Genomic DNA, 23,372 nt, shown 5'->3' on the forward strand with positions numbered 1-23,372 from the left:
AGAAGCGTTGCTTTATCGCATTCATAGCACCAATAGTATTGAATTATGATAATAAAAAATAGAAATAGAAGTAAAAAATCATCAAATATTCATTTCAACTGGTTGCCGGTTTTAAGAAAACTCACTGCTAAGAGTTAAAATAGCAAACGTTTGCAGTGGACTAGCATAGCAAACGTTTGTACATTCTATTAGAGAAGTAATGCTCTACACATAAAGTAGATCTATGGATATAAGCTTTTTTACTTTCGTAGTACCATCTTTTTCATATTGCTGCCTCATGCCTACCCTCGCTAACCTTATGCGCGTGCTGGAACAAGCCGCGCCCCTTGCCTATCAGGAATCCTACGACAACGCCGGGCTGCAATGCGGTAATCCGCAGTTGGAAGTTAAAGGCGTGTTGATTGCCCTCGACTGCACTCCGGCTGTAGTAGATGAAGCCCTCGCAAAAGGCTGCAACGTGGTAGTAGCGCACCACCCGCTTATCTTTAAGCCACTGAAACGACTGACCGGCGCCAACGAAGTGGAGCAAACCCTGTTGAAGGCTATTAAGCACGATATTGCTCTCTACGCCGCCCACACCAATCTCGACAACGTGCGCCACGGCGTCAACCGCAAGCTGGCCGACAAGCTCGGCCTGCAAAACCTGCGCATTCTTGATCCTAAATTCGGCACACTGGGCAAGCTTGTCACCTACGTACCGCCTACCCACACCGACGCCGTTTTGCAGGCCCTGTATGATGCTGGTGCCGGCCAGGTAGGCAACTACTCCCAGTGTAGCTTCCGCATGGATGGCACGGGCACCTACACGCCTAGTGCCGACACGAACCCATTTCAGGGCACGCCCGGCCAACCTGAAACGGCCCAGGAGCAACGTGTGGAAGTGCTCCTACCATTGCACTTGCAAGGCGCCGCCCTGCGGGCGCTACGGCAGGCACATCCTTATGAGGAAGTAGCCTACGAGCTGATAAAGCTGGAAAATGTGCACCAGGATGTAGGCAGCGGTATGGTAGGCGAACTGCCTGAGCCGCTGCCACCGCAGGAGTTCCGAGCACGGCTGCGGGCAGCACTGGGCGTGCCAGTGGTGAAATACACCGAGTTTGCGCAGCCTATTAAAACAGTAGCCTTGTGTGGCGGCGCGGGCAGCTTCCTTACCGGCAAAGCTAGGGCAGCCGGCGCACAGGCCTACGTAACCGGCGATTTGAAATATCACGAGTATTTTGCCGCCGAAGGCCAGTTGATGCTGTGCGATGTGGGCCACTACGAAAGTGAGCAGTTTACCAGCGAGATTTTCCGGGACTTGCTTACAAGCGCATTTACCCGTAAATTTGCGGTCTTAATTGCTGAGACCCTGACCAACCCCGTTCGATATGATTTCTAATACCTCCGCGGATACCCCCGTTGCTAGTAAGCTGGAAGCGTTGCTGAATTTGCAGCGTATTGACTCGCAACTCGATGAAATTCGGCGTGTGCGGGGCGATTTGCCCGAAGAAGTACGGGATTTGGAGGACGAAATTGCTGGCTACGAAGTACGCGTAAGCAAGTTTGACGAAGAAATCTCGGGCCTGAACGACCAGATCAAGCAGCGCAAGCAAAACGCCAAGGATGCCGACGGCCTTATTCGCAAGTATGAGGACCAGCAGCAAAACGTGCGCAACAACCGTGAGTACGAGGCTATTGCCAAGGAAATTGAGCTGCAAAAGCTGGAAATTCAGATTTCGGAAAAGAAAATTAAGGAAGCTCAGTATCAGATTGAGCAGAAAAACACCGAAATCAGCGGCACCAAGCAGCGCCTCGATGAGCGACGCAAGGACCTCGACAACAAGCAAGCTGAGCTGCAAACCATTGTAGGGGAAAGCGAAGCCGACGAGAAGAAGCTGATGGACGAGCGCGGTGAGGCTACCCAGCCCATCGAAGAGCGCCTGCTGACGGCCTACACCCGTATTCGCGGCAACGTGCGCAACGGCTTGGCCGTGGTGCCCGTGAAGCGCGATGCCTGTGGTGGCTGCTTCAACACGGTGCCCCCGCAGCGCCAAGCCGACATCATGTCGCATAAAAAAATCATTGTGTGCGAGCACTGCGGCCGGATTCTGGCTGATGTAGCGGCCCGCGCTGAATAAGTTTTCAGCTGTATTTTGAAAAGGAACGGCCCCTGGGTCGTTCCTTTTTTGCTATATGAGGTGTTGGTTTTTCGCCCTGCTTACTCAACGCATAGTCACGCATGTGCTGCTCGCGGCACTACTTCTTGCCGCGCACGTCGGCGTGGGTGCCTCTTCGCGGGAAACGCCGCGTACCCTCACGCCCAGTGCTGCCCGCGCCTACGCTGAACTGCTGAAGCTGCGCCCCGCTACGGCCCGCGTCCTGCTACGCAACGAATCCGCCACGGCTGCCGGGACCCTGCTGGTGCAGGACTGCATCGACTTTGCGGAACTATTGGTATCGCAGGATGCCGGGCGTTACGCGGCCACCGTGGCCGCGCAGGATCAGCGACTGACTTTGTTGGAAAAGCAGGCCGGTGCCCTGCCCGACTACGCCCGTGCCGAAATTCGGCTGCACCAGGCGGCGGCGCAGGTCACGTTTGGGCACGAGATTCGGGGGGCGTGGAGCCTGCGGCAGGCTTATCAGCAGATGCAGGCCGTGGCCCAACGCTACCCCGCCTATCTGCCGGCCCGCAAAACGCTGGGGATGCTTCAGTTCTTTATTGGCTCACTACCCGAAAACTACCGCTGGTTTCTAAAGCTACTGGGCCTACCGGGTAGCGTGGAAACGGGCTTGCGCAACCTGACGGCCGCCGCCCGCTCGTCCCATGATTTTCAGTTTGAGTCGCGCCTGATTCTAGCGCTGCTCCGCGAAACGTATCTGAAAGACGGCGAAGCGACGGCCCAGCAGTTTGAGCAACTAGCCGCACAACAACCTGATAACTTATTGCTCAGCTATTTAACGGTTAGTCAGCGCAAAAAACTGCACCACACGGCGGCGGCGCTGGCCGCCTACCGGGGCCGCCCTACCGGCGCGGCTTACCTCCCCCTGCCCTATCTGCACCACATGGCCGCCGACCTGCTATTGTATCAGAGCCAATACGCGGCGTCAGAAACTGAAAATCAACAATTTCTGCGTGAATATCGTGGCCAGCACTACCGCAAGGATGCGTACTTTAAGCTTTATCTGGCCGCTTGGCTGGGCGGCAACCAAACGGCCGCCACGCAGTACCGTCGGCAGATTGACGCGCAGGGCCGCGACGTGCTGGAGGAAGACCACTATGCGCAGCGTTTCTACGACGACGCCCTACCCCTCCACCGCATCCTCACCCGCGCCCGCCTGCAAACCGACGGCGGCTACTACCCCGAGGCACTCGCCACGCTACGCACCTTTGTTCTCACGCCCACTACTCTCCTGCGCGACCGACTAGAATGGCCTTACCGCCAAGCCCGCGCTTGGCATTTACACGGTCAGCCCGACTCGGCCCGCCGTTATTATGCGCGCACGATTGCCTTGGCGGGCACAGCCCCTTACTACTTCGCACCGCAATCGGCCCTTCAGCTAGGCTATCTGTATCAGACTGATAGGAAAGAAGATACGGCGCGTTCGTATTTTCAAAAGGCGCTCAGATACCCTAAGCACGAGTATAAAAATAGCACCGATACCAAAGCAAAAGTGGCCCTGGCGGCGTTGGCTCAGTAAAGCATTCACACTATTATACCCCGTTTTGCCTGCATCTTTGCTTTGTGCTGACTATCTCTTACTCTGAGCTACCACCCGATTTTCGGGCGCAAGCCTTACAATGGGCGGCGCAGTATCGCTATTGCGCTTATTACGAGCCCAACCACCACTTTTCCTACCCCAATGGGCCGTTTGAACGGCTGCTGGGCGTGGCTGATTCAGCTACGGGTTCTCCTACCTGTCTAGATGAATTGCGCCTTTGGATGCAGCAAAAGCCCCCTGCCGGGCCGCGCTTCGGCATTCTGACCTATGAGCTAAAAAATGAGATAGAGGCCTTGCACAGCCACAATTTCACTGGTCTGGAGTGGCCCACGTTGCATTTCTTTACGCCCCAAACCTGGCTGCATTGGCGCGAAGATGCGCTGGAGATTCATGGTGATACCGACGAGGTACTGGCAGCTATTCTGGACACCGCTCCGCCTAACCCAGCCGCGCCCCGCGTGGCCACCATGCGCCCGCGCCTACCCAAAGCCGACTATACAGCAGCCGTAGAGGCCGTGCGCGAAGACATTTTGAATGGGGAAGTGTACGAGCTGAACCTGTGCATGGAGTTTTTCGCGGAGGACGTTGTGCTCGACCCCGTGGCTACGTTTCTGCGCCTGAACGAAGCCTCGCCAATGCCATTTGCGGGCTTCTATAAGTTAGCCGACCACTACCTGCTCTGCGCCTCGCCCGAGCGATTTTTGTCTCAGCATGAGTCGGTTATCCTTTCTCAACCTATTAAAGGCACCATTCGGCGCGGTACTACCCCAACCGAGGACGAGCAGCAACGCTACCAGCTATTGCACAACGAAAAAGAGCGCGCCGAGAACCTCATGATTGTGGACTTGGTGCGCAACGATCTGGCCCGCGTAGCACAAACCGGCTCGGTGCGGGTGCCGGAACTGTTCGGCCTCTACCCCTTCCGCCATGTGTGGCAGATGATTTCGACCATAGAAGCCGAGTTGCGCCCCGACGCAGACTTGGTAGACATCTTGCGCGCTACCTTCCCTATGGGCTCTATGACCGGCGCCCCCAAGATACGGGCCATGCAGCTCATCGAGCAGTACGAGCGCACCCGCCGCGGCCTCTACAGCGGCTGCCTCGGCTACACTTGGCCTGATGGCTCGTTCGAGTTCAACGTGGTCATCCGCTCCCTGCAATACCGCGCCGACACGGGCTACCTCTCGTTTCAAGTCGGCTCGGCCATTACGTATGACTCGGTGCCTGAGCAGGAATACGCCGAGTGTCTGCTGAAAGCCAAGGCCATGCTGGAAGTACTAGGCGCGGAAGTGAGTGAGAGCGTTGAGGATAGGAAGACATAAGAGTAATAGACTATGAATCAGAATGTTGAAAGACGATAGGGTAAGCAGGAAGTCTGTCATCCTGAGCGGAGCGAAAGACCTTATGCCAGTTGAACGACCATCATAACAACGACTCGTTCTGACGTGATAAGGTCCTTCGCTCCGCTCAGGATGACATACCTCCTACCCTCTCTCCCTCTTACCCCTATACCTTCCTACCCTCAACGTCCTCCCCATTCAACCCCTGCTGAAACGCCTCTAAAAACTGACCCACGTGGTAGCCATCAGCAAGACCGTGGTGGACGTTGACGGCCACGGGCAGCCAGATACGGCCATGTTCCTCGTACGTTTGGCCGTATGAAATCTTGGGGCAGCTGTCGGGGTGGCGGAAGCTGCGGGCGTGGGTGAGGCTGCTGAAACGCACCCACGGAATGGCCGAGCAGTGCAGTACGTCGGGGCGGCCGGTGGTGTCGTTGAGCCGAAGGCCGGTGCTGGCCTGTACGGCCGCTATTTCGGCGGTAGCGGCGGTTACAAAATCGGGTAGCGCGTCGTGCGCTTCAATAAAGGAGAAGCCAAATGTATGGTCGGCTCGGCCGATGGTGGCGGAGGCGTGCACCCGGTCATATTGGTACACTTGCCCATCTTCAATGCGCGTTCTAAACTCCGGTACCTGATTGGCAGCCTGTAAGGAGTGGTAGAGGTAATACAGGAAAAACGACACGCCCAGCCGTTTCGCTTCAGCCCGCGCCTGGGTACAGTCAACCGGTGCTACCAAGCCAAAAAAGGGCTCATCGAAGGTGGAAAAGAAGGCAAAATGCTCCCGGCGGTTCCAGGAAGCCAGATCAACGAGATGTTTCATGGGCGGCAAGTTCGGTAACTTCGCGGCTTTTCTAGCCTCTCCACTGCTTCCTTATGTCTGCTTCCTATTTGGTTGCTTTTGATGCCGACGACACCCTTTGGCCCAATCAGCCGCATTTCGACCGGGTAGAGACCCGTTTGTTTGAGATTATGGCGCACTGCGGCGACGTAGCCTACATCAGCACCCACCTCAACGCCGTGCAGCGCCGCAACATGCAGTTGTTTGGCTATGGCGCCAAGTCGTTCATGCTTTCCATGATCGAAACGGCCATTCAACTAACCAACGGTGCCGTCACGGGCCACGACATCCAACAGATTCTAGACATGGGCAAAGACTTACTGCGCTTTCCCATTGAGCCCCTACCCGGCGTAGTGGAAGTGCTCACGGAGCTGCGCCGGCGCGGCCACCGCCTACTCCTGCTCACAAAAGGCGACCTGTTTGATCAGGAAAGCAAAATTGCCCGCTCCGGCCTGGGCGAGCTATTCGACCATGTGGAGGTAGTCAGCGAGAAAGACGAGGCCACGTACCGCCGCCTTCTGACGCGCTATAACGCAACGGTTGAGGAGTTTGTGATGATTGGTAATTCGCTGAAGTCGGATATTTTACCTGTGGCGCGGCTGGGTTTCCGGGCCATACACGTCCCCTACCACACCAACTGGATTTTTGAGCACGTCGACCCAGCTCTGCTGGAAGGTATTGCTTTCGAGCAGGTTGAAGATATTCGCGCCGTGTTGGAATTGGTGAGATAGTGAATAGAAAACAGTTGTCATCCTGAGCAGAGCGGAGGACGAACGAGTCGTTGTTACGAGCATCATTCTCACGTAATAAGATTCTTCGCTCTGCTCAAGATGACAATAGTCTACACATCAACACGTCATCAACCACCACATCATCCCCTCTGCCATTCTGTCATTTCTGCGGTAAAAACCTTACCTTTGACGCTCCCAAAATGTGAAGCTGAAGCTGCGCGCCTCCATGTCTCAACCGCTGATTACCCTCGATTTTCTTGATACGCCTACCTTCGATACGCCGTCGGTAGACGCCACCACACATGCCCACGAGCCCACGGAGGCCGTGCGCGTGAGCCCGGCTACCCGCACCGGCCGGCAACGCAAGCTCTACATCGAGAGCTACGGCTGCCAGATGAACTTCTCCGACTCCGAAATCGTGTCGAGCATTCTGTTCAACGAAGGCTTCGACACCACCGACGATCTGGCCGGCGCCGACCTAGTGCTGCTTAATACCTGCTCCATCCGCGAGAAGGCTGAGCAAACGGTACGTATGCGCCTCAAGCAAATCAACTCGCACAAAAAGCGCCGTCCAGGCATGTTAGTAGGCGTGTTGGGCTGCATGGCCGAGCGACTGAAAACCAAATTTTTAGAGGAGGAGAAAATTGTAGACCTGGTAGTTGGCCCCGACGCCTACCGCGACCTACCCCAACTGATTTCACAGGTCGACGGGGGCCAGAAGGCCGTGAACGTACTACTGAGCCGCGAGGAAACCTACGCCGATATCACGCCCGTGCGCTTGAACAGCAACGGCGTCACGGCCTTCATCAGCATCATGCGCGGCTGCGACAACATGTGCTCTTTCTGCGTGGTGCCCTTCACCCGCGGCCGCGAGCGCAGCCGCGATACACACAGCATCGTACAAGAGGCCCGTGACTTGGTAGCAGCTGGCTACAAAGAAGTTACGCTGCTCGGTCAGAATGTAGATTCCTATAAGTGGGCCAGCGAAGATGGCGTCGAGCGCGTCAACTTTGCTCAGCTGTTGGAGCGTGTGGCGCTGGTAAGCCCCGAGCTGCGCGTGCGCTTCTCCACCTCCCACCCCAAAGACATCACCGACGAGGTGCTGCACACGATGGCGCGGCACGAGAACATCTGCAAGTATATTCACCTACCTGCCCAGAGCGGCAACTCGCGGGTGCTGGCGCTGATGAACCGCACCTACGACCGGCCCTGGTACGAGGAACGCGTGCAGGCCATCCGCCGCATCCTTGGCGACGACTGTGCCATCTCCACCGATATGATTGCCGGCTTCTGCTCCGAAACCGAGGAAGAGCACCAAGATACCCTGACGCTCATCGACTTCGCGCAGTACGACATGGGCTACAACTTCTTCTACTCGGAGCGCCCCGGCACGCTAGCCGCCCGCAAGCTGGCAGACGACATTCCGTTGGAAACCAAGAAGCGCCGCTTGCAGGAAATCATCGACCGGCAGCAGCTACACGCCCGCGCCCGCTACGCCCGCATGGTAGGCCGCGTGCATAAAGTATTGGTAGAGAACACCTCCAAGCGCTCAAAAGAGCACCTGAGCGGCCGCAACAGCCAGAACCAGGTGGTTATCTTTCCAAAAGGCAGCTTCCAGAAAGGCGATTACGTGAACGTATTCGTGAGCAGCACGACCGGCGGGGCGCTATTGGGAGAAGCGGTATAGAGTAATGGGTGTATCAGCAAGCGTGATGCTACGCTTGCTGATACACCCATTTACACGCCAAATAGAACACTCCGCTTTTCGTCTACTCTACGAAAACCTACCACGACCTTGACACCATCTGAGATTCAAAGTATAAAGTTGCGCTTCGGTATTATCGGTAATGCGCCGGCACTGAACTACGCCATTCAAGTGGCGGCGCAGGTAGCGCCTACCGATATGACGGTGCTGATAACGGGCGAGAGCGGCTCCGGTAAGGAGTCGTTTTCCAAGATTATCCATGCACTGTCGCCCCGCAAGCATGGGCAGTTTATTGCCATCAACTGCGGCGCCATACCCGAGGGCACCATCGATTCGGAGCTATTTGGGCATGAAAAAGGTTCTTTCACCGGTGCCAATGAGGCTCGCAAGGGCTATTTTGAGGTGACCAACGGCGGCACCATCTTTCTCGACGAAATTGGGGAAATGCCGCTGGGTACGCAGGCCCGTCTGTTGCGCGTCCTGGAAAACGGCGATTTTATTCGGGTAGGCTCTTCCAAAGTGCAGAAAACCGATGTACGCGTGGTGGCTGCTACCAACGTAAACCTACTGGAAGCCGTGCGCAACGGCCGTTTCCGCGAAGACCTCTACTACCGCCTCAATACGGTGCCCATCACCGTACCGCCCCTACGAGAGCGGGGCGATGATATCTACCTGCTGTTCCGCAAGTTCGCCACCGATTTTGCCGACCGTTACCGCGTGAAGCCCATTTCGCTGTCGCCGGAGGCTGTGCGGGAATTGCAGCGCTACCGCTTTCCCGGCAACATTCGCCAGCTTAAGAACGTGGCCGAGCAGATGTCGGTGCTGGAAATGGAGCGCGAGGTAGATGCTACCCACCTGCGCCAGTACCTGCCCCAGGAGCAAAGCAGCAACTTGCCCATGCTGCTGAGCGCGGCGGGTCCGGCCACCGACGGCGCGGGTAACGCCTACTCCGAGCGCGACTTATTATATAAGGTGCTCTTCGACATGCGCCGCGACATGACCGACCTGAAGAAGTTGGTGCTGGACCTGGCTGCCGGTCAGCGGCCCCAGGAAGCGCAGGAACTGTTGCGCCAAAACAGCCACCTGTTTACGAACCTCAACGTGGCACCTTACGAGGGAGGCCGCCTGAACGCCCGCCCCGATACGGCCGGCGCTTCGTCGGATTACTTCATGCACCCTGAGGTAGAAGACGCCACCGAATACGAAGAAGAGGAGCAGCGCGTTGAAGATATTCCGCACGAGACGGAAGAGGAAACCCTTTCCCTAGAAGCCAAGGAAAAGGAGATGATTATCAAAGCGTTAAAAAAGCACAACAACAAGCGTAAGTACGCCGCCCACGACCTGGGCATCTCCGAGCGCACGTTGTACCGCAAGCTCAAACAATATGATTTGGAACAAGCGTAGGTTTTCTGAGCTGTTAGCTGTTAGCCATTGGCTGTTAGCCTTTAATTTCCTGAATAGGAAGTACAAAAAAGCTATCAGCTATCAGCTACTAGCTATGAGCGTAATCTTAAGTGGTTGCTCGGTTTATTCCTTCACCGGTACCAACATTGATCCGTCGGTGAAGACTATGTCCATTGCTACCTTCCAAAACAACTCCAGTAATGGCCCTTCGGCGCTGTCGCAGCAGTTTACGGAAGATTTCAAGGATTACTTTCAGCGCAACACGCCGCTCAAGATGCAGCAGCGCGATGGCGACTTACAGATTGAAGGTCAGATTATTGCCTACGATTTTGCCCCGGCCGCTATTCAGCGTGAGGGCAACGTGGACCAAGCCGGCGTGAACCGCCTTACCATTCAGGTACGGGTGAAATTCATCAATACCAAGGACGATACCCAGAGCTTCGAGCAAACCTTCCAGAGCAACGGCGACTTTCCCGCATCGCAGTCCATTGTCGCAATCAATAGCGACCCATCCTCTATCCGCAGAATTACTACCAACATCATCACCGACGTATTCAATAAGTCGGTGGCCAACTGGTGATATAGGACTGTTGCAGCACGTCATTTCTGACGATTGAGTTAGCATCGCACGTGAGATTTTTTCTTATAGTCGAAATGACGTTCTGCGATAGTTATTCTTAACACTTAACGCTTTAAAAGATGACTCGCGCGTCGCTGCTGCATATTCTGGACCATGTCGGCTCTATATCGGAAGCCGAAAATCAGGAGCTGGTGCAGCTGGCTACGGCCTTTCCTTATTGCCAGACCGCTCACTTACTGCTCGCCAAAGCCGCGCACGACAAGGGTAGTATGCTGGCCAGCCAGCGCTTGCGTCGGGCGGCTACCTACGCCGCCGACCGCCAGTTGCTGCGCTTGCTCATTGAGCAACCCGACGTGCTGCTACCTGCTGCTACTTCAGCACTTGCTTCTGTGCAATCAGTTCAGCTAGCCGTTCCTGAGCTACCCCTGGCCGAAATGCCAACGACGGAAGAACAGCCGGTAGCTTCCGTACTTGTTGAGGTACCCGCTGAGCCAGTTGAGGAGGAAGTTTTGGTTGCTGCCGAGACTGATGTCCCCGCTTCGGACTCAAATGAAGTATTCGCTACTTCATTGCCATCGCTTGGCGATTCTCCGCCAGCCTTAGATATTGCAGCCGAGCCGGAAGCTGAGCTAGTGGAGCAAACGGATGAGGTAGTGCCTACTGCCGAGGAAATAACAGAAGCTGAAGCCGTTACGAAAACTGCGAAGGAAGTTACCCACGAAGCCGCCGTTCCTGTTGTAGTAGAAGACTTACTGCCCGCCACGGCACCGCCCATTCGGCCGCCGGCCGACGCGGGGTCCTCGCGCTTTGAGTTTGGCTTGGCCGATTCAAGGCTACCAGCCCCAGCCGTTTATGAGCTATTCGACGACACGCCCGCTACCGAGACTCCTACCCCACCTACGCATACCGCAGCCAGTCCGCCATTCTATGCCGACCCTAGCATTGGCTACGGCTTAGACCTGGGTAGCCGCTTAGGCACCAGCCTGCAACCGCACGACACCTACACCACCGACTTACCGCACACTGGCTTCTTCCTCCCCGACGCGCTGTTGCTGGACCATGTGGCAGCACAACAGCCGGCCCCGCGTAAAACCCTGGCTATCATCGACCAATTCCTCAAAAACCAGCCTCGTTTAAAAGCGCCAGCCGTGGTACCACCCGCTGAGGAACAAACTGATTTATCGGTACCCAGCACCAGCGCTACCCCCGCGCTGGCCTCAGAGAGCCTGGCAAAAATTATGGTGAAGCAGGGCAAAACCGCCAAGGCCATTGAAATATATGAGCGCCTGATGGTGCGGCAGCCGGAAAAAAAGGCGTACTTTGCCGACCAAATTGCACAACTGAAATCTTCGGAATAGTATGTATTACGCACTGCTTGTTCTTGTCTTTATCGTTTGCTTGCTGCTGGCGCTGGTGGTTCTGGCCCAGAACCCCAAGGGCGGCGGACTCTCCAGCCAGTTTGGTGCGGGCGGTACGGCCCAGCTTATGGGCGTGAAACGCACCGGCGACCTGCTGGAAAAACTAACCTGGGGCTTTGCTATTGCCCTGATGGTTTTGTCGCTGGGTAGCCACATGCTGGCTAGCGGTGGCGGCAACGGTCCCGTTCGTAGCATCAACCAGCAGCGCGCCCTCGAAACGCCTACCCTACCCTCAGCGCCCGCCATCCCTGGCACGGGCGCCACACCGGCCCCGGCCGGCGCACCAGCTCAGCAACCAGCTGCGCCGGCCCCGGTTACTCCCGCCCCCGCTCCGGCCGCAGAGTAATCACTCCACACGTATCGAACCTGACTATAAAACCAGCCGCTTTTCTGAAAAGCGGCTGGTTTTTTTATGGCATTCGTGCCTCTCGCCGAGAAGACACAGTGCCATCACAACCACCGCCACCCTGCCACGTATGGCAGTCCTGACAGGCTAAAAAGCCCGAAAATCAAGTTTGGGCGTTCATTCTGTCAGGTTTTGGTGGGCTGGCATAAGAAGTGTTCCTCTACCAGCACCCCTTAGTTTTACATTCACTTTCACCCAAAACAACCAATATGTCACTAAGCATTAAACCGCTGGCTGACCGCGTTATCATCGCGCCGGCCGCTGCCGAGGAAAAGACCAAATCTGGCATCATCATCCCCGACACGGCCAAGGAGAAGCCCCAGCGCGGCGAAGTAGTAGCCGTAGGCGAAGGCAAAGTGGCCGACAATGGCACTGCCATTAAGCCCCAGGTAAGCGTGGGCGACCAAGTTCTGTACGGCAAATACGCCGGCACTGAAATCACCGTGGAAGGCAAAGACTACCTCATCATGAAGGAGTCGGACATTTTTGCCGTTCTGTAAGTCGACACCCCTTTCCTTTCTTTTTTGCAGTAATTCCCCTCAATACCAAGATGGCTAAGAACATCCAATTTGATACCGAAGGCCGCGACCGTCTGAAGCGCGGCGTGGATAAACTGGCGAATGCCGTGAAAGTAACCCTGGGCCCCAAAGGCCGCAACGTGGTTATTGACAAGAAATTTGGCGCCCCCACCATCACCAAGGATGGTGTAACCGTAGCCAAAGAAATTGAGCTGAAAGACCCTATCGAAAACATGGGCGCTCAACTGGTGAAAGAAGTAGCCAGCAAAACTGCCGACCAGGCTGGTGATGGCACGACTACTGCTACCGTTCTGGCTCAGGCGATCTACACGGCTGGCTCGAAGAACGTAGCTGCCGGTGCTAACCCGATGGACCTGAAACGTGGTATCGACAAGGCGGTGAAAGCCGTTGTGGAGAACCTGAAGTCGCAGTCGAAGAAAATTGAGAATTCGTCGGAAATCGCGCAAGTTGGTACTATTTCGGCCAACAACGACGCGGAAATCGGTAAGATGATTGCCGATGCGATGGACAAAGTAGGCAAGGAAGGCGTTATCACGGTAGAGGAAGCGCGTGGCACTGAAACCGAAGTGAAAACGGTGGAAGGCATGCAGTTTGACCGTGGTTACCTGTCGCCCTACTTCGTAACCAACCCGGAGAAGATGGAAGCGGAGTTTGAAAACCCCTTCGTTCTGATCTACGACAAGAAAGTGAGCACCATGAAAGAGCTGCTCCCCGTACTGGAGCAGGTAGTTCAGACGGGTAAGCCGCTGGTTATCATCTCGGAAGACGTAGACGGTGAGGCGCTGGCTACGCTGGTAGTAAACAAACTGCGCGGCTCGCTGAAAATTGCAGCCGTGAAAGCTCCTGGCTTCGGCGACCGTCGTAAGGCGATGCTAGAAGACATTGCCGTTCTGACGGGCGGTACGGTTATCAGCGAAGAGCGTGGCTACAAGCTCGACAGCGCTACGCTGGAGTACTTGGGTCAGGCTGAGAAGATCATCATCGACAAAGACAACACGACGATTGTCAATGGCCGCGGTGATAAAGAGACCATCACGGCTCGCGTAAACGAAATCAAGGCCCAAATCGGCACTACTACTTCCGATTACGACAAGGAGAAGCTGCAAGAGCGCTTGGCCAAGCTGTCTGGTGGTGTGGCTATCCTCTACATTGGTGCTTCTACGGAGGTAGAGATGAAGGAGAAGAAAGACCGCGTAGACGATGCCCTGCACGCTACTCGTGCCGCCGTTGAGGAAGGCGTAGTACCCGGCGGTGGTGTAGCTCTGGTACGTGCTCTGGATTCGCTGGAAGCAGTTGACACTGTTAACAGTGACGAGCGTACCGGCGTGAACATTATCCGCACGGCCCTCGAAGCTCCCCTGCGCACCATCGTGGCTAACGCCGGTGGCGAAGGCTCGGTAGTAGTACAGAAAGTACGCGACGGCAAAGGTGACTACGGTTACAACGCCCGCGAAGACCGGTACGAAAACCTGGTGGCCGCTGGTATCCTGGACCCTACCAAGGTAACACGTCTGGCCCTGGAAAACGCAGCTAGCATTGCTGGCCTGCTGTTGACCACAGAAGCTGTTATCACCGACGAGCCTGAGGAAGACAAAGGCGGTGCTGGCGGCGGTGCCGCTGGTATGGGTGGCATGGGTGGCATGGGCGGCATGATGTAATTATCGCTGATTGTCGCTGATTTGGTGGATTTCGCTGAATCAGATGCTTACAAAACGGCCCCGCAACTTAACGTTGTGGGGCCGTTTTTTGTTGATTTGTTTGTGTGTTATCCTGAGCGGAGCGAAGGACCTTCTCACGGTAGAACGAGTCATCATTGGTGCGATAGTCGTTCTACCATGAGAAGGTCCTTCACTCCGCTCAGGATGACACACGAGCGTTAATTCAACAGAAAGCCCCGACGCAGTTCTTGCATCGGGGCTTTCTGTTACGTGTAGCGGGTAGGTTATTTTGCTACTACCGGCTCTTCCATCATGCGTGCGAGGCGACGGTAGAGGAAAAATAGAATGATAGACGCGGCGGCCGACAGGGCCACGAAAATCATGAAGAACTGGTAGAGGTTGGTGATTTCGATACCCAGGAACGTAGGCCACTGATAGGGCACTTCCAGGCTTTGCAGCTTTTCAACAACGGTGGCGCTGGCTTGCTGTGCGCCATTGAGGATGGCGGGAAGGTCGATGCCTTCTTGGGCAGCTTTGGCAAACTCGCCGGGGCCGGGAGGATACAAGCCGCTGAGCACGCCAGCCAGCTTGTTGCCGGCAGCAGTGGCTAGGAACCACACAGCCATCAGCAACGAAGCAAAGCGGGCAGGCGCCAGCTTGTTCACCAACGCCAACCCGATAGGCGACAGGCACAACTCGCCGAATGTATGCAGCATGTACATGGTAATCAGCCAGAACATGCTCACTTTGGTGCTAGCTTCTACCCCTTTCACCCCGAAGGCAATGATGAGGTAGCCCACAGCCAGCAGCATTAGACCGATGGACATTTTGAGGGGCGAAGACGGTTCGATACCGCGCTTGCCCATGAACGTCCAAATCACTGCAAAAATAGGCGCAAAGATGATGATAAACAGTGCGTTAGCCGACTGAAAGTAAGAAGCTGGCACAACGTAGGAACCCAGGTTCCGGTCCGTTTGCTCGTCGGCAAAGAACGTGAGGGAAGCCCCGGCTTGCTCGAAGGCGCCCCAAAAGAATATCACGAAGAAGCTCAGGATCAGGATAACGTAGATTTTCTCCTTTTCCCTACCCGTCAGCGACGAGTCGGACAGGATAAGCAAGGGCATCACAATCATTGACGCAAACACCAGCGCTCCAATCCAGTCGTAATTCATGAGCCAGGCAATGACGCCATAGACTACCGCGAATATCCCTATAAACGCGAGGATGCGCCCAGAGCTAAGGCCGGTTTTGGCCGGTTGTGCAACAGTAGTAGCCCGCACTGGCCCGTCGGTTTGCACTGGCACTACTGGTGAGTGTTCTACGGTGCGCTCAGGCTTGGCGCCCAACGGAGCACCTTCGGCCGTCACAACGTATTTATTTTTGAATAGCTCAAACGTCAGCGAGCCGATGAGCATGCCGATACCAGCGGCCAAAAAGCCCCATTTAAAGTCCTCGGGATTACCCGTATTACCAAGCGTACCGCATACCAGCGGCGAGAAAAACGCGCCTAGGTTGATGCCCATGTAGAAAATGGTGTAGGCCGAGTCGATGCGCTTGTCGCCCACGGGATAGAGCGAGCCTACCATGGAGGATATGTTGGGCTTGAAAAACCCATTACCGAAGATTAGCAGGCCCAGACCCAGGTAAAAAAGCGGCATTGCCACACTGGTTGATTGGTAGCTGCTGGCGCTGAAAAACAGGCTAAACTGCCCAATAGCCATCATTAAGCCGCCAATCAGGATGGAGCGGCGGTTGCCCCAATAGCGGTCGGCCATATAGCCGCCCAGCAGAGGCGTTAGGTACACAAGGCTGGTGTAGTTGCCATAAATCAGCGAGGAAAATTCCTTGTTGAAAACCAGCGCCTGGGTCATGTACAGAATGAGCAGGGCGCGCATGCCGTAGTAGCTGAAACGCTCCCACATCTCCGTCATAAACAGGATGTAGAGGCCATTCGGGTGACTGGCCTGCGTGGGTTGTCCCTGCGCGGCAGTAGCAGTTTGCATGAAGAGAAAGTAAAGTGGACAGAAAACAGAACGCCCGCGGCCGAAGCCAAACGGGGGTTGGTAAAGCTACAAAACTTTCCCTACTGCGCCGCAGAGGCAACCCGCGCGGCTTTCCGCCGACTTTGCCGCGTTGCTTTCGCCAACCAGGTAGCGTTTTAAGCGCTAGCTTTGTAGCTGCATCACGTTTTTTTCTTTTTTCTTATGCGCAAACGCATTCTGCCGCTGCTTTTTCTGCTGCTTGTTCCGTTTAGCTTCTGCCGCGCTTGGGGCGTGGAAGGCCATCGGGCTGTAGGCCGCCTGGCCGAACACCACCTCACCCGCAAAGCCCAGCGCGAGATACAGGCGTTGCTTGGTACTGAAACCGTTACGCTAGTTAGCACTTGGCCCGACGAAATTCTCTACCCGCCTACTCCCGAATATAAAGGCACCGGCCCCTGGCACTACGTGAACACACCTGGCGGCCTCAACCACGATCAGTACATCGAGAATCTAAAGAGCCAGACCATTCCGAATGCGTACAAGGCGCTTCAGGACAATCTTGCCATTCTGAAGGATAAGCACCGGCCCAAAGCAGAGCGCGTAGTGGCGCTGAAATTTGTCATTCATATTGTAGGCGATGTGCACCAGCCCCTGCACGCAGGCCGGTTGGAAGATAAAGGCGGCAACACCATCAAGCTAACCTACCGCGGCAAGGAAACCAACCTGCACAGCCTCTGGGACAGCGGCCTCATTGACTACCAAGGCCTGAGCTACTCCGAAATGGGCCAGCAGTACGACCACGTACCGGCTCGCCTGCGCCGCCAGTGGCAGCACGACGATATTGCGCAGTGGCTCTACGAATCGTACCAACTCTGCGAACAGATCTATGGCGAAGCTGCCCAAAACCCTACCTACGGCTGGGCTTATTTCCCTGAGCATGGTCCGCAGGTAAAACAACGCATTCAGCAGGCCGGCATCCGGTTGGCGGGCGTACTGAACGAGGCATTGAAATAGAAGTAGAGATAGTCAGCTTTCCAGCAGAAAGGCCCCGCCAACGAATTGGCGGGGCCTTCTTATTAACAACTAAAGCGTCTTTGCGCCTAAACTGGCGTAACAGTCGGACCAGATTCTGGCATAGCCGGACTATGCTTGGTAGCACTTGCAGCCGTAGCGTTACGGGCACTTTTCGTACTACGCTGCGGGGTAGACGCCTTGGTATCTTTATTCCGGCCTCTTGCAAGCGCGGCTACTGCCACGCCAGCGCCAGCTACAATGGCAGCCGTAATAGCTGGGTGCAGACGAGCTTGCGTGTAAGTGCTCACCTCGCGAGTATGGCCGGGATAATTTCCGCGTTCTTTCAGTTCCCCTACCCCTTGGTATAGGCCACTTTTGTGGTTCTGGCGAGCAGGCTGGTCGGATTTAGACATTTCCGAGAAGCTCGTTTCCATAAACTTGTCCAGCAGGGTAGGCGTCCATTCTTCCATGCCCTTAAAGAGCTTGCTAGCACCGCCTACTTCCACGTTGCGCGCTGGTGCAACGGCGCATTTGAGGATGGCGCGCGCCACAGTTTCGGGAGCATAGGCAGGCGGGGCGTGCTTGGGCACCTTGTCCATGTAATTTTTGGCGTGCAGCGGGTAGGGCGTGTCGATAGCTGCGGGCTGGATGAGCGTGACCGATACCGGAGCGTCTTCCATTTGCAACTCCATGCGCAGACCATCGGTGAACCCCTTCACGGCGTGCTTGCTGGAACTGTACATGGTTTGCAGGATGGCCGTCACATCCGACAGTACGCTACCCACGTTGATGAGGGCACCGCCTTGCTGCTTCAGATGCTTCACTGCTTCCAACGAGCCGTATACCAGTCCCCAGAAGTTAATCTCAAACAGTTGCCGCATATCCTCCACCGACTGCTCTTCCACTTTGCCATACATGGAAACGCCGGCATTATTTATCCAAGTATCGAAACCGCCGAACTGCTCCTTTGCTACCTGTGCAATGCGCTGTGCCTCTTCTTGTTTGCTCACATCGGCTACCAAGTAGGTCGCCTGTGCGTTCTGGCTTTTCAGCTCGTTGGTAAGCTGACGCAGAGCATCTTCGCTTCGGGCTACCAGCACTAATTTGGCGCCTTCCTTGGCAGCCATACGCGCCGTAACGAGGCCAATGCCCGACGAAGCGCCAGTGATAACGATAACTTGTTCTTTCAGTTTTTTCAGGTTGACTTTCATATTCGGTTGCGGGTGTTAGGTAGAGTGTGTTGGTTTAGTATGTACGGCAGGTCGGTAGTACAATGTTATGTTGAGGTTCTATTTGCGCAGACAGCTTGCGCCGCAACGCCCGGCATTTCGCCGTAGATTTGCCGTATGCCACATACCTTCTATGCTCCTGACCTCACCCTACCCGCCTACACCCTACCCGAAGACGAAAGCAAACACGCAGTACGCGTACTGCGTCTCGGCGCGGGTGATGCGGTGTCACTGGTGAACGGCCAAGGCAGCGTATTTCAGGCAGAGGTGACGGATGCCAACCCCAAACGCTGCCAACTGCGCATCACCAGCGAAACCCAGGTGCCACGCCGGGACTACGCCGTGCACCTGGTCGTGGCCCCCACCAAAAACCTCGACCGTATGGAGTGGCTGGTGGAAAAAGCCACCGAAATCGGTGTCGACCGCATCACGTTTCTGCGCTGTGCCCGCTCCGAGCGGCGCGAGCTGAAGCTGGACCGGCTAGAGAAAATTGCCGTGAGTGCCCTCAAGCAGTCGGGGCAAGCGTGGCTGCCACAGCTCGACGAGCTAACGGACTTCGCCCGCGTGCTCCCTACCCTCGCCCCGGCTACTACATTCATTGCCCACCTCGCCGACGATGAGCGCACTGAGCTGGCCCACGTGGCAGGCAGCGCGCCTACCTGCTGCATCCTCATCGGCCCCGAAGGTGACTTTACTCCCGAGGAAATCGTTGCGGCCCGTCAGTTGGGTATCCGGCCGGTGGCGTTGGGCCTCACGCGACTACGCACCGAAACGGCCGCACTAGCCGCCGTCCATACTGTGCACGTTGTTAAATTACTGCCAGGTTGAACGGCTTGCACGAAGCGTTACGTTACCTCTGCGGGAATATTTAGTAGAATAATGCTCAAGAACTTACTGCTCGCGCTGCTTTGCGTCCTACCCCTACTGGCTGCTGCGCCCGTGGCACCCAGCTTCAAAATTGCCAAGTTGCACTACGGCGGCGGGGGCGACTGGTACGCCAACAAAACCAGCCTACCCAACCTGATTCGCTTCTGCAACCAGACGCTCAAAACCAACATTGCGCCCGATGAGGCTACCGTAGAGCTGGACTCGCCAGAACTGCTCACCTACCCTTTCCTCCACATGACGGGCCACGGCAATGTGGCTTTCACAGAGGCGGAGGCCAAAAACCTGCGGCGCTACCTGATGGGCGGCGGCTTCCTGCACATCGACGACAATTACGGCCTCGACAAGTTCATCCGTCCTGAGATGAAGAAGGTGTTTCCCGAGCTGGAGTTCGTGGAACTGCCCTTCTCCCACCCCGTCTACCACCAGAAATTCGATTTTCCGAAGGGCCTACCCAAAGTGCATGAGCACGACGGCAAGCGTCCGCAAGGCTTTGGCCTGCTGTACAAAGGGCGCCTAGTATGCTTCTACAGCTTCGAGTGCGACTTGGGCAACGGGTGGGAAGACCTGGGCACCTACCCTGAAGACACGCCCGCCGTGCACGAATCAGCCCTGAAAATGGGCGCTAACTTGGTGACGTATGCACTTACGCAGGAGTAGAAAGGACCGTTCTGCTCTATCGAATACAATGAAGCGGTAGCGATACTTCAGCAAGCTCGACGGAGTAACTGACAATCTTTTTGTAAGCTGATCCTCAATTAATTCCTAAAATTTCCGGCGCAGGACTTCACTCAGTACAAAGGCTGCTCGCACATCGGCAGCACTGCGGAGCGTGTCGCGCACCGTACGCCGAGTAGTGTTTGTAGTATTGACTGGTCGGTTGTAGGCATTCGGGATAGTGGTGGTTGCACGCGGCAAGGTAGCGGCGCGGCGTGCACGCGGCGCAACTTCTTGATTGGCACGAGCCGTGGCTTTTGCTTCCAGAGAAACCGGCTTTACCTCGGTGCGCTCCAGGCTACGGGGCTGGGGAGTGGTTTCGGGGGGTAGTGGCCGGCCTGCGGGCGTGGTCGGCGCTGACGGCTGTTGCTGGGGTGAGGGAGCAGGTGCCGGCTGATTCTGCGCCTGCATCTGCTTTAATAGCTCTTTAAACGAAGTATCAGGTAGGCTGGGCACCTTGGGGCGGGGCCGCTCCTGACTTTCGCGGGCCGTAGTTTCAATGGCTTTCTGCACCATGCGCCAGATGAAAACCCCTAGCCCAGCCAGGATAACGAGGAATATTTGCAGCTTTTCCATAGGAACCAGGGTGGGAGGATGCGTGAGCGTGTGTAGTACCGTACGGAATACACACGCTCAGCAGCGAACTTCAAGGTACGTATATCTACGTTGCAAAGCGGCCACGTAGCGACTGTAGGCCAGTTGCGCGGTTAGCGCCGCGTATCACAACAAACCTATAACGCTTGGCAGCTTGCTATTCACCATTTCCTACCTAACGGATACCCTGCGCCGGGAAGCGGCCCTGCTTGGTACGGTAGAAGGCTTTGATTTCCTCTAGGTCCTTTTCATAATCACCGGTAGGCCAGAAGGCAGGGCCTACGCCGGCTTCTTTGTTTTTATAATCGAGGTAGCCGAGCAGGATGGGCACACCGGCACCTACGGCAGCGTGGTAAAAGCCTTTGCGCCACTTGGGTTGGTACTTGCGCGTGCCCTCGGGCGTAATGAGAATCACCAGTTCGTCGCGTTCGTTGAAGAGTTGCACCATGCCATCTACAAGGCTGTTGTTACGGCTACGATCTACGGCCAGGCCGCCTAGGGAGCGAACCAACGCGCCGAGCACCGGAATGGTAGTCCACTCCTTTTTGATGGTCAGCTTCACGTCCACATCCATCAGGAAGAAGGCGGCGCGGGCAAACATAAAGTCCCAGTTACTGGTGTGGGGCGCGGCAATCATCATACTTTTTTTGATGCCGGGCGGTACTTGCGGCCCTAGGTGCCAGCCAGTTATCCAAAACCAGAATTTCGAGAACAGATACCAGAACGTAGACGTTTTGCGGGCGGCCATAGAATAAAAAGAGGAAGCAACCCCAAAAAATGGGGCAGCAAGAAAAACAGTCGTCAAAACTAGAAAAAATAACGCGCTACCCCAGCAAGGCCGCTAATTCCTTGGCCTTGTCCATGGTGTGGCGGTAGCCAATGTTGAATAGCGTTTGGGCCTGTCGGTACTGCAAGGTCCGATAGGTACGCAGTTCTTCAGGCTCCAGCAGTAGGTCGCAGCGCTGCTTGCTGGCCATGGTATTGGTGCTGATGGCCAGGTGTAGCACCCGCTCAATCAGGCTACGAAACGTGGTGATGCGCGCCGCCCGGTTGCTGGGGTTGCAGTTAATGCCTACCACCGGCATTCCCCTACCCTCCACCGCACTCACGGGCAAGTTGTTAAGTAAGCCCCCATCTACCAGCTGCCTACCCTGGTATTCCACTGGCCGGTACACGATAGGCACCGCCGCCGACGCCAGCAGCGGCGGAATCAGCGGCCCCTCCGAAAACTCCACCGATACGCCTTCCGTCAGGTCGGTTGTTACTAGCGTGAGGGGTATACGCAGGTCGGCGAAGTTGGCATTGGCACCTAAATGACTGATAAACAGCTGCTCTACGGCCGTTAGATGCAACAACCCGTAGCGACTTAGCGCCAAGCGCGTGAGCCGGGCAATATTGACGCTGGTGAGCATGCGCAAAATCTCGGCCGGCGCGAAGCCCGCTGCATAAAACGTCCCCGCAATGGCACCCGACGATACGCCGGCCATTCGTCCAATCGGTAGTTCCAGCGTGTCTAGCGCCGCTAGCACGCCCAAATGCGCAATGCCCCGCGCCCCGCCACCCGATAAGGCTAGTGCCAGCATGTGGTGAAATGGTGAGATAGTGAACTAGTCAATTTTGCAGCTTTAACGGTTAGAAATGGGCAAGCGTTAACTTATTCTCACTCATTTCATCGTGCAGTCCCTACCCTACCGGCCTACAACTCATCCAGCCGGAACGTGTCGGCCACGCGCACGCCTTTTTCCGTTAGCTGCACGGTGCAGGCTTCCACCGTAGGGTCATGCTCTAGCAGCAGCACCCAGTTTTCCTCGGCTGCATGGCGCAATACCTGTTCTTTTTCGCTGAGCGTGACTAGGGGGCGCATGTCGTAGCTCATCACGTAGGGCAGCGGAATGTGAGCCACGCTGGGCAATAGGTCGGCCATGTAGGCCACGGTGCGGCCCTTATATTCCAGCACGGGCACCATCATTTTCTCGGTATGCCCATCGGCAAAAATGATTTCCCGGAAGGCGGGCAGTGCACCGGGTACGCCTTGGGTAGGGTCCACGAATTGCAGGTGGCCACTTTCCTGGATGGGCAAAATATTTTCCTTAAGAAAGCTGGCCTTTTCGCGGGCGTTGGGTGTCACGGCCCAATCCCAGTGAGCCTCGTTGCTCCAATAGGTAGCATTCGGGCAGGCCAGCACCAGCTTGTCGTCGGGGGTGCGCACTACAGCGCCGCCGCAGTGGTCGAAGTGCAGATGCGTCAGAAAAACGTCGGTGATATCAGCCGCGGTGAAGCCTTTCTCGCGCAGGGAGCTTTCCAACGTCGCGTCGCCGTGCGGGTGAAAGTGGCTCCGGAATTTGGCGTCTTGCTTGTTGCCCATGCCCGTATCCACCAAAATCAGGCGGTTGCCGTCTTCTACCAATAAGCAACGCATGGCCCAGGTGCAGAGGTTGTTGGCATCTGGTGGGTTCAGCTTTTCCCACATCGTGCGCGGCACCAGGCCAAACATAGCGCCGCCGTCGAGTTTGAAAAAGCCGGTATCAATCGTGTGTAAGGTCATGGGTAGGAGGTTGAGTGGGTAGGCGTAAATAACTAAAAAAATGTCATCCTGAGCAGCGCGAAGGACCTTCTCACGTTAGAACGAGTCG

At 56.0% G+C, this 23,372-nt stretch carries 22 protein-coding genes; 15 read left to right on the forward strand and 7 right to left on the reverse strand.

All coding sequences use genetic code 11. The features are described 5' to 3' along the window. Nucleotides 1-277 precede the first annotated feature (277 nt). Genes J4D97_RS09125 through J4D97_RS09140 form a run of 4 tightly spaced genes read left to right on the forward strand, consistent with a single transcriptional unit; the run spans nucleotide 278 to nucleotide 5,021 of the window. Nucleotides 278-1,378, forward strand: a complete 1,101-nt coding sequence (locus tag J4D97_RS09125) for a Nif3-like dinuclear metal center hexameric protein (RefSeq protein WP_243900231.1) — start codon at nucleotides 278-280, stop codon at nucleotides 1,376-1,378. Continuing rightward, nucleotides 1,368-2,117 carry a zinc ribbon domain-containing protein gene (locus J4D97_RS09130; RefSeq protein WP_185283841.1) on the forward strand — a complete coding sequence of 250 codons (750 nt, stop codon included), beginning with the start codon at nucleotides 1,368-1,370 and terminating at the stop codon, nucleotides 2,115-2,117. Before J4D97_RS09125 ends, J4D97_RS09130 begins: the two co-directional genes overlap by 11 nt. A gap of 55 nt (nucleotides 2,118-2,172) precedes the next feature. Then, nucleotides 2,173-3,678, forward strand: a complete 1,506-nt coding sequence (locus J4D97_RS09135; protein WP_208307320.1) for a tetratricopeptide repeat protein — start codon at nucleotides 2,173-2,175, stop codon at nucleotides 3,676-3,678. Nucleotides 3,679-3,722: 44 nt separating this feature from the next. Continuing rightward, a complete protein-coding gene (locus J4D97_RS09140) occupies nucleotides 3,723-5,021 on the forward strand; it encodes an anthranilate synthase component I family protein (RefSeq protein WP_208307321.1) in 1,299 nt (432 codons plus the stop codon). A gap of 184 nt (nucleotides 5,022-5,205) precedes the next feature. Here the strand turns inward: J4D97_RS09140 and J4D97_RS09145 are convergent, their stop codons facing one another. Further along, on the reverse strand, nucleotides 5,206-5,859 hold the full coding sequence (locus J4D97_RS09145) for a chloramphenicol acetyltransferase (RefSeq protein WP_208307322.1): 654 nt from the start codon (nucleotides 5,857-5,859) through the stop codon (nucleotides 5,206-5,208). Between the two features lie 53 nt (nucleotides 5,860-5,912). Here J4D97_RS09145 and J4D97_RS09150 point away from each other — a divergent pair, with 53 nt between their 5' ends. The 8 genes from J4D97_RS09150 (at nucleotide 5,913) to groL (ending at nucleotide 14,318) form a co-directional block, all read left to right on the forward strand. Continuing rightward, the gene (locus J4D97_RS09150; RefSeq protein ID WP_208307323.1) at nucleotides 5,913-6,608 is read left to right on the forward strand and encodes an HAD family hydrolase; all 696 of its coding nucleotides are present in this window, start codon (nucleotides 5,913-5,915) and stop codon (nucleotides 6,606-6,608) included. A gap of 226 nt (nucleotides 6,609-6,834) precedes the next feature. Beyond that, nucleotides 6,835-8,295, forward strand: a complete 1,461-nt coding sequence (miaB, locus tag J4D97_RS09155) for a tRNA (N6-isopentenyl adenosine(37)-C2)-methylthiotransferase MiaB (RefSeq protein WP_208307324.1) — start codon at nucleotides 6,835-6,837, stop codon at nucleotides 8,293-8,295. Nucleotides 8,296-8,403: 108 nt separating this feature from the next. Beyond that, nucleotides 8,404-9,717: a sigma-54 interaction domain-containing protein gene (locus J4D97_RS09160; RefSeq protein WP_185283846.1), complete on the forward strand. Its 1,314-nt coding sequence runs from the start codon at nucleotides 8,404-8,406 to the stop codon at nucleotides 9,715-9,717. A gap of 94 nt (nucleotides 9,718-9,811) precedes the next feature. Next, entirely contained in the window at nucleotides 9,812-10,297 is a 486-nt protein-coding gene (locus J4D97_RS09165) for an LptE family protein (RefSeq protein WP_208307325.1), read from the forward strand. A gap of 119 nt (nucleotides 10,298-10,416) precedes the next feature. Continuing rightward, complete coding sequence (locus J4D97_RS09170; RefSeq protein WP_208307326.1) at nucleotides 10,417-11,655, forward strand: hypothetical protein; 1,239 nt, start codon at nucleotides 10,417-10,419, stop codon at nucleotides 11,653-11,655. Nucleotide 11,656: 1 nt separating this feature from the next. After that, nucleotides 11,657-12,061 (forward strand): preprotein translocase subunit SecG, encoded by a 405-nt coding sequence (secG, locus tag J4D97_RS09175; protein ID WP_185283849.1) that lies wholly within the window; start codon nucleotides 11,657-11,659, stop codon nucleotides 12,059-12,061. Between the two features lie 269 nt (nucleotides 12,062-12,330). Further along, a complete protein-coding gene (groES, locus tag J4D97_RS09180; protein WP_185283850.1) occupies nucleotides 12,331-12,621 on the forward strand; it encodes a co-chaperone GroES in 291 nt (96 codons plus the stop codon). Between the two features lie 50 nt (nucleotides 12,622-12,671). Next, on the forward strand, nucleotides 12,672-14,318 hold the full coding sequence (groL, locus tag J4D97_RS09185; protein WP_208307327.1) for a chaperonin GroEL: 1,647 nt from the start codon (nucleotides 12,672-12,674) through the stop codon (nucleotides 14,316-14,318). Nucleotides 14,319-14,602: 284 nt separating this feature from the next. Here groL and J4D97_RS09190 read toward each other — a convergent pair whose 3' ends face one another. After that, complete coding sequence (locus tag J4D97_RS09190; protein ID WP_243900232.1) at nucleotides 14,603-16,321, reverse strand: peptide MFS transporter; 1,719 nt, start codon at nucleotides 16,319-16,321, stop codon at nucleotides 14,603-14,605. Nucleotides 16,322-16,522: 201 nt separating this feature from the next. Here J4D97_RS09190 and J4D97_RS09195 point away from each other — a divergent pair, with 201 nt between their 5' ends. Then, complete coding sequence (locus J4D97_RS09195) at nucleotides 16,523-17,314, forward strand: S1/P1 nuclease (RefSeq protein WP_208307328.1); 792 nt, start codon at nucleotides 16,523-16,525, stop codon at nucleotides 17,312-17,314. An 86-nt stretch (nucleotides 17,315-17,400) separates the two neighbouring features. Here J4D97_RS09195 and J4D97_RS09200 read toward each other — a convergent pair whose 3' ends face one another. Then, nucleotides 17,401-18,525, reverse strand: coding sequence for an SDR family oxidoreductase (locus J4D97_RS09200; protein WP_208307329.1), 1,125 nt, complete (start codon nucleotides 18,523-18,525; stop codon nucleotides 17,401-17,403). 135 nt (nucleotides 18,526-18,660) lie between these two features. Here J4D97_RS09200 and J4D97_RS09205 point away from each other — a divergent pair, with 135 nt between their 5' ends. Together J4D97_RS09205 and J4D97_RS09210 are read left to right on the forward strand one after the other, a co-directional pair. Then, nucleotides 18,661-19,371 carry a 16S rRNA (uracil(1498)-N(3))-methyltransferase gene (locus tag J4D97_RS09205; protein ID WP_208307330.1) on the forward strand — a complete coding sequence of 237 codons (711 nt, stop codon included), beginning with the start codon at nucleotides 18,661-18,663 and terminating at the stop codon, nucleotides 19,369-19,371. Between the two features lie 51 nt (nucleotides 19,372-19,422). Next, nucleotides 19,423-20,088, forward strand: a complete 666-nt coding sequence (locus tag J4D97_RS09210; RefSeq protein WP_185283855.1) for a DUF4159 domain-containing protein — start codon at nucleotides 19,423-19,425, stop codon at nucleotides 20,086-20,088. Between the two features lie 105 nt (nucleotides 20,089-20,193). On the opposite strand, the gene J4D97_RS09215 is transcribed toward J4D97_RS09210, so the two are convergent. From J4D97_RS09215 to J4D97_RS09230, 4 genes are all read right to left on the reverse strand, one after another. After that, on the reverse strand, nucleotides 20,194-20,721 hold the full coding sequence (locus J4D97_RS09215; RefSeq protein ID WP_208307331.1) for a hypothetical protein: 528 nt from the start codon (nucleotides 20,719-20,721) through the stop codon (nucleotides 20,194-20,196). Between the two features lie 193 nt (nucleotides 20,722-20,914). Beyond that, a complete protein-coding gene (locus J4D97_RS09220; RefSeq protein WP_185283857.1) occupies nucleotides 20,915-21,487 on the reverse strand; it encodes a 1-acyl-sn-glycerol-3-phosphate acyltransferase in 573 nt (190 codons plus the stop codon). Nucleotides 21,488-21,563: 76 nt separating this feature from the next. Next, nucleotides 21,564-22,322 (reverse strand): patatin-like phospholipase family protein, encoded by a 759-nt coding sequence (locus J4D97_RS09225; protein ID WP_208307332.1) that lies wholly within the window; start codon nucleotides 22,320-22,322, stop codon nucleotides 21,564-21,566. Nucleotides 22,323-22,435: 113 nt separating this feature from the next. Further along, a complete protein-coding gene (locus tag J4D97_RS09230) occupies nucleotides 22,436-23,284 on the reverse strand; it encodes an MBL fold metallo-hydrolase (RefSeq protein WP_208307333.1) in 849 nt (282 codons plus the stop codon). Nucleotides 23,285-23,372: the final 88 nt, after the last annotated feature.

Source organism: Hymenobacter defluvii (assembly GCF_017589435.1).
GTDB lineage: Bacteria > Bacteroidota > Bacteroidia > Cytophagales > Hymenobacteraceae > Hymenobacter > Hymenobacter profundi.